Origin of the sequence: Streptomyces iranensis (genome assembly GCF_017874715.1) — a bacterium.
GTDB classification, from domain to species: Bacteria; Actinomycetota; Actinomycetes; order Streptomycetales; family Streptomycetaceae; genus Streptomyces; species Streptomyces iranensis.
The window spans coordinates 231,140-243,022 of record NZ_JAGGLR010000018.1; the positions used below are offsets into that span (position 1 = coordinate 231,140).

General features: G+C 74.1%; 1 protein-coding gene. It reads right to left on the reverse strand.

The features are described from left to right. Positions 1–98 precede the first annotated feature (98 nt). Positions 99–11,855, reverse strand: coding sequence for a type I polyketide synthase (locus J2Z30_RS31200; RefSeq protein WP_044575069.1), 11,757 nt, complete (start codon positions 11,853–11,855; stop codon positions 99–101). Positions 11,856–11,883: the final 28 nt, after the last annotated feature.

Genomic DNA, 11,883 nt, shown 5'->3' on the forward strand with positions numbered 1-11,883 from the left:
CGAGGCGACCCCCGCGTCAATAAGTCGCGGGGGTCGCCGCGTCAATATCTCCACCGTGTCCCACTGTGCTTCATCGCATCAGCACGTCCGTCCGTCAGTCAGGACAGCCAGTCCTCCACGGCGCGGGCCGTCGTTCCGGCGTGCTCCTCCATCATCGTGAAGTGGTTCCCCGGTACATCGAGCGCGGTGTGCGGGAGCTGCCAGTACGAGCGCCAGTCGCCGCCGTCGCGGGACCAGTCGAAGAGCCGGTCCCCGGCCCGGACCAGCAGGGTCGGCGTCTTGACCTCCTGGGGCCGCCACTCCCCGAACAGCCGGAAGTACGCGCCCATGGCCAGCAGCCGGGTGTCGTCCACCGGTACCTGGCCCGCGCTCCGCTCGTCCATCCCGGCGCTCAGTCCGGGCTGGAGGGCGACGGCCGCGTCCCGGTCGTGGGAGTAGATGTCGAGCAGGACGACCGCGTCCGGGAAGACCCCGGTGCTCTCCAGCCGGGCGGCCACCTCATGGGCGAGCAGCCCGCCCGAGGAGTGGCCCAGCAGCACGAACGGCGCTCCGTCGGTCTCCCGCAGCACCGCCTCGGCCTGCGCCTCGACCACCGCCTCCGGGTTGGCCGGAAGCCGCTCCCCGGCGACGAAGCCAGGGTTGCCCAGTGCGAGGACGTCCCGGTGGCCGCGGAATCCGGCGGCGAACCGGGCGTACTGGTGCGGGCCGCCGATCGACAGGATCGAGGAGAAGCACACCAGCGCGGGCCCGGTCTCGCCGCGCGAGAGCCGCACCAGCGCGGGCGCCCGGTCCAGTTCGGCGGGGCTGGCGAACGAGGGGCGGAAGCGCGAGAGGTCCATCAGCAGGCGGGTGAACTCCTCCTGCTCACCGCGCTGTCCGGCCTCCCGCAGCATCGCGCCGAACACGGCCGACGGCTCCGCGCCCGCCGCCTCGTCCCGTGCCGCGTCCGACACCGCGCCGCCCTCGGCGGCCACCGCACCGGCCAGTTGCGCGAGCAGCTGCCGGGCGGCCAGTTCGGGCGTCGGGTGGTCGAACAGCAGCGTCGGAGGCAGCCGCAACCCGCTCGCGGCGCCCAGCCGGTTGCGCAGCTCAACGGCGGTCAGCGAGTCGAAGCCCTGCTCCAGGAAGCCCCGTGTGGCCCCCACCGCCTCCGCGTCCGCGAAGCCGAGGACCGCGGCGGCCTGGCCGCGGACGAGATCCAGCACGGTCTGCTCGCGCTCCGCCTCGGCCAGCCCGGCCAGCCGCCGCGCCAGCGAGGGGCCGCCGGTGTCGGCCGCCCCGGCGGAGACGGTACGGCGCCGGGCCGGGGTCCTGACCAGCCCGCGGAAGACGGCGGGCAACGCGCCCTCGGCGGCCTGCCCGCGCAGCGGCGCGATGTCCAGGTGCAGCGGTACGAGCACCGCCGCACCGCCTACCGAGCACGCCGTGTCGAACAGCTCCAGACCGTCCCGCGAGGTCAGCGGCGCCATCCCGGAACGCTCCATGCGGGCCACGTCCGCGTCCGCCATGCCGCCGGTCATCGCGCTGCGCTGCTCCCACAGGCCCCAGGCCAGCGAGAGCGCGGGCAGCCCGGCGGAGCGTCGGTGCGCGGCGAAGGCGTCCAGGAAGGTGTTGGCGGCCGCGTAGTTGGCCTGGCCCGGCGCGCCGAAGGTACCGGCGGCGGACGAGAACACCACGAACGCCTTCAGCCCGAGGTCCAGGGTCAGCTCGTGCAGGTTGAGCGCCGCGTCCACCTTCGGCCGGAAGACCGCGTCGATCCGCTCCGGGGTGAGCGCGGGCAGCAGCCCGTCGTCCAGCACTCCGGCGGTGTGTACGACGGCGGCGAGCGGATGCGCCGGGTCCACCTCGGCCAGCAGCAGCGACAGCGCCTCGCGGTCGGCCACATCGCAGGCCGCGACGCTCACCTGGGCACCCAGCGCGGTCAGTTCGTCGACCAGCTCGGGCATCCCCTGGGCGCGCTGGCCGCGGCGGCTGTTGAGCAGCAGATGCCGCACACCGCGCTCGGCCACCAGATGGCGGGCGAGCTGCCCGCCGAGGACACCGGTGGCGCCGGTGATCAGGACCGTCCCGTCGGGGTCGAACTCCGGCAGTCCCTGCGGCGCCTGGTCCTCCCCCTGGGTGGCGACCCGGGCCAGCCGGGGCGCGTGGAGGGCGCCCGCGCGGACCGCGAGCTGCGGCTCACCACCGGCCGCGGCCGCCATGAGCGCGTCGGCCGCCATGAGCGCGTCGGCCGGGGCTCCCTCGCTGTCCAGGTCGAGCAGCAGGAACCGGTCCGGGTTCTCGGTCTGCGCGGTGCGGATCAGCCCCCATACGGGCGCGTGCGGCAGGTCGTACACCTCGGCGTCCGGGGACGTGGCGACCGCCCCGCGGGTGACGAACGCGAGCCGCGCCCCGGCGAGGCCCTCCTCGGCGAGCCACGACTGCGCGGTGTCCAGCGCCGCGTGGGTGGCCAGCCGCGCGCCCTCCGCCAGATGGCCACCACCGCCACCGGCGGGGCCGGTGAGCGGGAGCAGGACGACATCCGGCCGGGGGCTGCCCGAGGCCACCACGGCCGCGAGCTCGGTCAGATCGGGGAAGACGGCGCACTCGGCGCCGATGGACTCCAGCGCGTCGACGAGCCCGAAGGCGTCCCTGCCGTTCGCGGCGGCCTGCTCGCCGACCAGGGCCCAGCGGACGGCCCCGGGGGCCGCCGAGGGCGCCGCCACCGGCGCCCACTCCAGCCGGAACAGCGAATCGTGGTACGTCACCTGGGCCGCGCGCAGTTGCTCCGGGGCGATGCGCCGCAGCACCAGGGAGTCCACCGACGCGACCGCGCCGCCGTGTCCGTCCGCCACGGTCAGCGCCACCGCCTCCGGCCCGGCCGGGGCGATCCGTACGCGCAGCGCCGTGGCGCCCGCCGCGTGGAGGGTGACCCCGCTCCAGGAGAACGGCAGCCGGATGCCGTCGGCCCCGGCGCCCAGGAAGTCGCCGAGCGCGACCCCGTGCAGCGCGGCGTCCAGCAGCGCCGGATGCAGCCCGAACAGCGCGGCGTCCCGGTGCTGCCGCTCGTCCAGGCGCAGTTCCGCGAAGACCTCCTCGCCGCGCCGCCAGGCGGCGTCGAGCCCCTGGAACGCCGGGCCGTAGCCGAAGCCGCCCGCCGCGAACCGCTCGTAGAGGTCGGCCACGTCGAGGGCGACGGCCTCCGCGGGCGGCCATACGGACAGGTCCGCCCCGCTGTCGGCGGCGTCGCCGGAGGCCAGCACACCGCCGGCGTGGCGGCTCCAGGGGCCGTCCGAGGCGTCACCCCGGTCCGCGTCCGGCTCCGGGCGGGAGTAGACCTCCAGCGCCCGGCGGCCGCTCGCGTCGGGCGCGCCGACGGTCAGCCGCAGCTGGATCCCGCCCCGGGCGGGCAGGATCAGCGGCGCCTCCAGGGTCAGCTCCTCCAGCAGATCGCAGCCGACCTGGTCACCGGCGCGGATCGCCAGCTCCACGAAGGCCGTTCCCGGCAGCAGTACGGTGCCGGAGACGGCGTGGTCGGCGAGCCAGGGGTGGGTCTGGAGGGAGAGCCGCCCGGTGAGCAGGAAGCCGTCGGAGTCGGGGAGTTCGACGGCGGCGCCCAGCAGCGGATGCCCGGCGGCGCCGAGACCGGCGGAGGCGACGTCGCCCACCGAGAGCGGCACCTCGATCCAGTAGCGCTCGTGCTGGAAGGCGTACGTGGGCAGCTCGACGCGGGCCACGCCCGTCCCCTCGTACACCGCCTCCCAGTCAACGGCCACGCCACGCGTCCACGCCTCGCCCAGCGAGGTGTGGAAGCGGTCAAGACCGCCCTCGTCACGGCGCAGCGAGCCGATCGCGGCGGCCTCACGGCCCGCGTCCTCGGCGGTCTCCTGCACACCCATGGTCAGCACCGGGTGGGCGCTGGACTCGATGAACACACCGAAGCCCTCGTCCAGCAGCCGCCGGACCGCGCCCTCCAGCTCAACCGTGCGGCGGAGGTTGGTGAACCAGTACTCGGCGTCCAGCTCCGGACCCTCGACCCACTCCCCCGTCACCGTCGACAGGAACGGCAACTGGGCGTTCTTCGGCTGTACGGGAGCCAGCAGCTCCAGCAGCTCCTCACGGAGCAACTCCACCTGCGCCGAGTGCGAGGCGTAGTCCACCGGCACCCGCCGCGCCCGCACCTCGCCCGCCTCACAGGACGCCAGAAGCTCCTCCAGCGCCTCGGGCTCACCCGAAACCACCACCGAGGACGGCCCGTTGACCGCCGCCACCGAGATCCGCTCCTCGCCCCAGGCCGCGATCCGCTCCCGTACCTCCGCCACCGGAAGCGCCACCGACACCATGCCACCCCTGCCCGCCAGCACCCGGCCAATCGCCTGACTGCGCAACGCCACCACACGCGCCGCGTCCCTCAGCGACAGGATTCCGGCCACACACGCCGCCGCGATCTCACCCTGCGAATGGCCGACCACGGCCGACGGCCGGACCCCGAGCGAGCGCCACAGTTCGGCAAGGGACACCATCACCGCGAACAGCACCGGCTGGACCACATCCACCCGCTCCAGCGACGGCGCGCCCTCCGCACCCCGCAACACATCCACCAACGACCAGTCGGTGAACTCCGCGAGCGCCGCGGCGCATTCGTGGATACGGGACGCGAAGACGGGCGAGGCGTCCATCAGCCCCACCGCCATACCGGCCCACTGCGACCCCTGCCCCGGGAACACGAACGCCGTCTTACCGGCCGTCCCGGTGCCCTGCACCAGCTGGGCCGCCGCCTCGCCCCTGGCGAGCGCGGTCAGGGCGCGGGTGAAGTCCTCGCGGTCCGTGCCGACCAGCACCGCGCGCTGGTCGTGGACGGCGCGGGTGGTGGCCAGGGAGTAGCCGACGTCGGCCGGGCGCAGGCCCGGGTGGGCGTCGAGGTTGGCGTCGAGGTGGGCCAGCAGCCGCTCGGCCTGGGCGCTCAGCGCCGTCTCGCTCCTGCCGGACAGGATCCACGGCAGCGGACCCGGCTCGGGTGCGGTGGTGTCGGCCGCCGTGGGCCGCTCCGCCGGGGCCTGCTCGATGATGGTGTGCGCGTTGGTGCCGCTGATGCCGAACGAGGACACCGCGGCCCGGCGCGGACGGCCGGTCTCCGGCCACTCCGTCCGGTCGGTGAGCAGCGACACCGCGCCCGCCGTCCAGTCCACGTGCGGGGACGGCTCGTCCACGTGCAGGGTCCTCGGCAGCACGCCGTGCTCGATGGCCTTGACCATCTTGATGATCCCGGCGACACCGGCCGCGGCCTGGGTGTGCCCGAAGTTGGACTTCACCGAGCCCAGCCAGAGCGGCTCGTCCTCGGTGTGCTCCTGGCCGTAGGTGGCGAGCAGCGCCTGGGCCTCGATCGGGTCGCCCAGCGTCGTACCGGTGCCGTGTGCTTCCACGACGTCCACCTCGGAGGCGGACAGCCGGGCGTTGGCGAGAGCCTGCCGGATGACGCGCTGCTGGGACGGACCGTTGGGCGCCGTCAGACCGTTGGACGCGCCGTCCTGGTTGACCGCCGAGCCACGGACGACAGCCAGGACGGGGTGGCCGTGTCGGCGCGCGTCCGACAGCCGCTCGACCAGCAGCATGCCCACGCCCTCGCCCCAGGCCGTACCGTCGGCCGCGGCGGCGAAGGGCTTGCAGCGGCCGTCGGTCGCGAGGCCGCGCTGCTTGCTGAAGGCCACGAAGGTGCCGGGGGTGGCCATCACGGTGACACCGCCCGCGAGCGCCAGCGAGCATTCGCCGCTGCGCAGCGCCTGCACCGCCATGTGCAGGGTGACCAGCGACGACGAGCACGCCGTGTCGACCGTGACCGCCGGGCCCTCGAGACCGAAGGTGTACGACACCCGGCCCGAGGCGACGCTGCCGGAGCTGGCGGTGCCCATGTAGCCCTCGAGGCCGTCGGGGGCGCGGTGCAGGAGGGTGCCGTAGTCGTTGTACATGACGCCCGTGTAGACACCGGTCCGGCTGCCGCGCACCGTCGCCGGGTCGATCCCGGCCCGCTCGAACGCCTCCCAGGTGGTCTCCAGCAGCAGCCGCTGCTGCGGGTCCATCGCGAGCGCCTCGCGCGGCGAGATCCCGAAGAAGACGGGGTCGAAGTGGTGGGCGTCGTGCAGGAATCCGCCGTTACGGGCGTAGCTGGTGCCCTGCTGGTCGGGGTCGTCGTCGTACAGCGACTCGATGTCCCAGCCGCGGTCGGTGGGCATGTCGGTGATGGCGTCCGCCCCGTCGGTGACCAGCTTCCACAGGTCCTCGGGCGAGGTCACCCCGCCGGGGAACCGGCAGCTCATCCCCACGATGGCGATCGGGTCGTCGTCGTGTGCGGTGGCGGCGGCCACGGGCGCGGCCGCGTCCTCCTGGCTGCCCTGGGCCTCGGCCCGCAGATACGCGGCGAGGGCCGCGGGGGTCGGGTAGTCGAAGATCAGCGTGGCGGGCAGCCGGACGCCGCTGACGGCGGTCAGGCGGTTGCGCAGTTCCACGGCGGTGAGCGAGTCGAAGCCGACCTCGCTGAACGCGCGCTGGGGCTCGACCGCTTCGGGCCCGGCGTAGCCGAGCACGGCCGCCACCTGCGTACGGACCAGGCCGAGGACGATGGCCTCGGCCTCGGCGTCGGACGCCGCCCCGGCCAGCTGCTGGGCGAGCGCGCCATCCTTCGCGGCGGCGGCGGATTGGGCGGCGCGGCGGGGCGGGACGCGGACCAGTCCGCGGAAGAGCGGTGGCAGCATTCCGGCGCTTGCCTGTGCCCGGAGGGCGGCCAGGTCGAGGGGCATGGGGACAAGCAGCGCGTTGTCCGTGGCGTTCGCCAGGTCGAACAGCTCTCGGCCCTGGTCGGCGGTGATGGCGGCGATGCCACCGCGCTGGAGGCGGGCGAGTTCCGCCTCGTCCAGGTCTCCGGCCATGCCGCCGGGCTCGGCCCACAGGCCCCAGGCGAGGGAGGTGGCGGGCAGGCCCTGGCTATGGCGGTGCTGAGCCAGGGCGTCCAGGAAGGCGTTGGCCGCCGCGTAGTTGCCCTGTCCGGCGCCGCCGAAGACGCCTGCGGCCGAGCTGAACAGGATGAACGCGGACAGGTCCGCGCCCTGGGTCAGCTCGTGCAGGTTCCACGCCGCGTCCGCCTTGGGACGGAGGACGGTGGTCAGCCGGTCGGGGGTGAGGGACGCGATCACGCCGTCGTCCAGGACGCCTGCGGCGTGGACCACGGCTGTGAGGGGGTGGTCGGCGGAGACGGTGGAGAGGGTTTCGGCCAGGGCGGCGCGGTCCGCCACGTCGCAGGCCGCCCAGCGGGCTTGGGCACCCAACTCGGCTAGTTCGGCGTTGAGTTCTGCCGCGCCGGGGGCCTGGTCTCCGCGACGGCTGACCAGGAGGAGATGGCGTACGCCGCGCTCCGCCACCAAGTGGCGGGCGAACAGGGCGCCCAGGGTGCCGGACGCGCCCGTGAGCAGGACGGTGCCCTCGGGGTTCCACTCGGTGGCTCGCTTCTGCTCCGGCGCTGTGGCGCGGGCCAGGCGGGGGGCCTTGACCTTGCCTTCGCGTACCGCGAGTTCCTGCTCGCCGGAGGCCAGGGCGGTGGGCAGGGCTTCGAGGGAGTCCGGGTGGGTGTCGAGGTCCACCAGGATGATGCGGTCCGGGTTCTCCGACTGGGCGGAGCGGACCAGGCCGTGGACGGCGGCGTGGGCCAGGTCCGTGGCGGAGGTGAGGATGACCAGGCGGGAGTCGGTGAAGCGGTCGTCGGCCAGCCACTGCTGCAACAGTCCCAGCACCTGGGTGGTGGCCTGATGCCCCGTGGCGGCGGGGTTTTCCCCTATCCCGCCCCTTCCCGCAGCATCGATATGCGGCTCCGCCGCGTGGCAGGGCTCCGCCCCTGGACCCCGGTCCTCAAACGCCGGACGGGCTGGAGATGCCGGACCCGGGCGCCCTTCGGGCGTGTCCTCAATCGCCGGACGGGCTTGATTTGCCGGACGGGCTTGGTTCAGGGGCACCGCCACGTACTGCGGCGGTGGGGTGCCGGCATCGATGGCCTCGGCCAGCGTCGCCAGGTCGGGGTAGGGGGTGTTGGGGCCTATCGTCGTCCAGTCGTCCTGGGACACCGGCTCGGACGTTGCCGGGATCGGGGTCCAGTCCACCTTGAACAGGGCGTCAGGGGCGGTGCCCGGGGCCGTCAGCTGGTCCTGGGAGACCGTGCGGAGGGCGAGGCGGTCGACCGAGGCCACCGGGGCGCCCGTCACGTCCGCCAGTTGGAGGGACACCGTGCCGTTTCCGGCGGACGACAGGCGGACGCGGACCGTGTCGGCGCCCACCGAGTGGATGCGGACGCCGGTCCAGGAGAAGGGGAGTCCGCCCTGGCCCGGATTCTCGGTCAGGTCACTGAGGCCGATGGTGTGCAGGACGGCGTCCAGCAGGGCCGGGTGGAGACCGAAGAGGGCGGCGCCGGGTTCGGTGTCCTCGGGGAGGGCGACCTCGGCGTAGACCTCGCCGTCGGCGCGCCAGGCGGCGCGCAGGCCCTGGAAGACCGGGCCGTAGCCGAAGCCCGCCTCGGCCAGGCCCTCGTACAGGCCGTCGGTGTCGATGCGCTCCGCCCCGGCGGGCGGCCAGGCGCTGAGGTCGAACGAACCCTCCGCCGTGCCCGCCGCCAAGGCGCCCGTGGCGTGCCGCAGCCACGGCTCGTCGTCTCCCGCCTCGTCGGGGCGGGAGTGGAGGGCGAGGGTGCGGCGGCCGGTGTCGTCCTGGGCGCTCACGGCGATCTGGAGCTGGACCCCGCCCCGCTCGGGCAGGATCAGGGGCGCTTCGAGGGTCAGTTCCTCCAGCAGATCGCAGCCGGCCTGCTCACCCGCGCGCACCGCCAGTTCCACGAACGCGGTGCCGGGCAGCAGGACCGCGCCCATGACGGCGTGGTCGGCCAGCCACGGATGGGTGTCCAGCGCGAGCCGCCCGGTGAAGAGGAAGCCCTCCGCGTCGGCCAGGGAGACGGCCGTGCCGAGCAGCGGATGGTCGGCGGTGCCGAGGCCGACGGAGGAGACGTCGCCGTAGGCGGTGCCCGCGTCCAGCCAGTAGTGCTCGCGCTGGAAGGCGTACGTGGGCAGCTCGACGCGCTCGGCGCCGGTGCCCGCGTAGTACGCCGCCCAGTCGGGGGCCGTGCCCCGGGTGTGCAGGGTGGCCAGGGCGGTGGTCAGGGTCCCGGCCTCGGGGCGGCCGGACCGCAGGGCGGGGGCGAACGCCACGTGCTCGGCCTCGCCCGCCAGGCACTCCTGGCCGAGCGCGGACAGCACACCGTCCGGGCCGAGTTCGAGGTAAGTGGTGACGCCCTGCGCCTCCATCGCGCGCATGCCGTCGAGGAAGCGCACGGCCTCGCGGACATGGCGGACCCAGAAGTCGGCGGTGGCGATCTCCGCGGCGGGCGCGATGCCGCCGGTGAGGTTGGAGACCACCGGGATCTTCGGGGCCTCGTACGTCAGGCTCTCCGCGACCTTGCGGAACGGCTCCAGCATCGGGTCCATCAGCGGTGAGTGGAAGGCGTGGCTGACGGTGAGGCGCTTGGTCTTACGGCCCTGGGCCTCGAAACCGGAAGCGACCTCCAGCGCCGCGTCCTCGTCGCCCGCGATGACCACCGACGTCGGGCCGTTGAGCGCGGCGATGCTCACCCGGTCGGTGAGCAGCGGCGTCACCTCGTCCTCGGACGCCTGGACGGCGATCATCGCGCCACCGCCCGGCAGCCGCTGCATGAGGCGGCCCCGGGCCGCCACCAGCAGGGCGGCGGCGTCGAGCGAGAGCACCCCCGCCACATGTGCGGCGGCGATCTCGCCGATGGAGTGTCCGGAGACCACGTCCGGCTTCAGGCCCCAGGACTCGACGAGGCGGAAGAGGGCCACCTCGACGGCGAACAGCGCGGGCTGGGTGAAGCCCGTCCGGTCCAGCGTGGCGGCGTCGTCCCCGAACAGCACGTCCTTCAGGGGGCGTTCGAGGCGCGGGTCGAGTGCGGCGCACACCGCGTCCAGCGCCTCCGCGAACGCCGGGTAGGTCTCGTAGAGCTCGCGGCCCATGCCGAGGCGCTGGCTGCCCTGGCCGGTGAAGAGGAACGCCAGCTTGCCCCGGGTCTCCACGCCCTGGACCACCCCGGCGGCGGGCTCACCGGAGGCGAGCGCGGCGAGGCGGTCGAGGAAGGTGGCGCGGTCACCGGCGATGACGGCCGCGCGGTTCTCCAGGGCGGCGCGGGTGGTGGCCAGGGAGTGGCCGAGGGACACCGGGTCAAGATCGGGGCGTTCGGCCACGTAGGCGTGGAGCCGGGCGGCCTGGGCGCGCAGCGCGTCCTCGCCCTTGCCGGAGACCAGCCACGGCAGGAGGGGGAGGGTGCGGGGCGCGGCCGTCTCCTCGGCGGGGGCCGCCGTCTCTTCTGAGGGCGCCGCCGTCCCTTCTGAGGGCGCCGCCGTCCCTTCGGCGGGGGCCTCCGCGGGCTCCTCCTCGGCCTCGGGGTCCTCCACCGGGGGCTGCTCGATGATCAGGTGGGCGTTGGTGCCGCTGATGCCGAACGACGACACGGCGGCGCGGCGCGGACGGCCGGTCTCCGGCCACGGCCGCCCCTCGGTCAGCAGCGAGACGGCCCCCGCCGACCAGTCGATGTGCGGCGACGGCTCGTCGATGTGCAGGGACTTGGGCACATAGCCGTGCTCGATGGCCTTGACCATCTTGATGATCCCGGCGACACCGGCCGCCGCCTGGGTGTGGCCGACGTTGGACTTGATGGAGCCGAGCAGCAGCGGCCGTTCGGCGGGCTTCTCCTTGCCGTACGTGGCGAGCAGCGCCTGCGCCTCGATCGGGTCGCCGAGCGTGGTGCCCGTGCCGTGGGCCTCGACCACGTCGACCTGATCGGCCGTCAGCCGGGCGCTGGCGAGCGCCTGGCGGATGACGCGCTGCTGGGAGGGGCCGTTGGGCGCGGTCAGGCCGTTGGACGCGCCGTCCTGGTTGATGGCCGAGCCACGGACGACGGCCAGCACCTTGTGGCCGTTGCGGCGGGCGTCCGACAGCCGCTCCACCAGCAGCATTCCCGCGCCCTCGGACCAGCCGGTGCCGTCGGCGGACGCCGCGAAGGACTTGCAGCGGCCGTCGAAGGACAGCCCGCGCTGGCGGCTGAACTCGGTGAAGGTGCCGGGCGTCGACATCACGGTGACACCGCCCGCCAGGGCCAGCGAGCACTCGCCGTTGCGCAGCGCCTGCATGGCCAGGTGCAGGGTCACCAGCGACGAGGAGCACGCCGTGTCGACGGTGAGCGCCGGGCCCTCCAGGCCGAAGGTGTACGCCACCCGGCCGGAGGCGATGCTGCTGGAGCCGCCGGTGCCGAGGTAGCCCTCGACACCGGGCGGCACGGCGCGCAGCCGCGATGCGTAGTCGTGGTACATGACGCCCGCGAAGACACCGGTACGGGTGCCGCGCACGGAGGTGGCGTCGATGCCCGCCCGCTCGAACACCTCCCAGGTGGTCTCCAGCAGCAGCCGCTGCTGGGGGTCCATCGCCAGGGCCTCGCGCGGATTGATACCGAAGAAGGCCGGGTCGAAGTAGTTGGCGTCGTGGAGGAAACCGCCCTCCCGGACATAGCTCGTGCCCGCGCCGTCCGGATTGTCGTCGAAGAGCCGCCCGATGTCCCAGCCGCGGTCGGTGGGGAACTCGGAAATGCCGTCCCCGCCCTCGGACACCAGCCGCCACAGATCCTCGGGCGAGCCGACCCCGCCCGGGTAGCGGCAGCTCATGCCGACGATCGCGATGGGCTCCTGGTCCTCCGACTCCACCTCTTGCAGGCGGCGCCGGGTCTCATGCAGGTCGGCGGTCACCCGCTTGAGAAAGTAGCGGAGCTTTTCCTCATTCATACGTGCGTTTCCCTCTCGAGGAATCCGG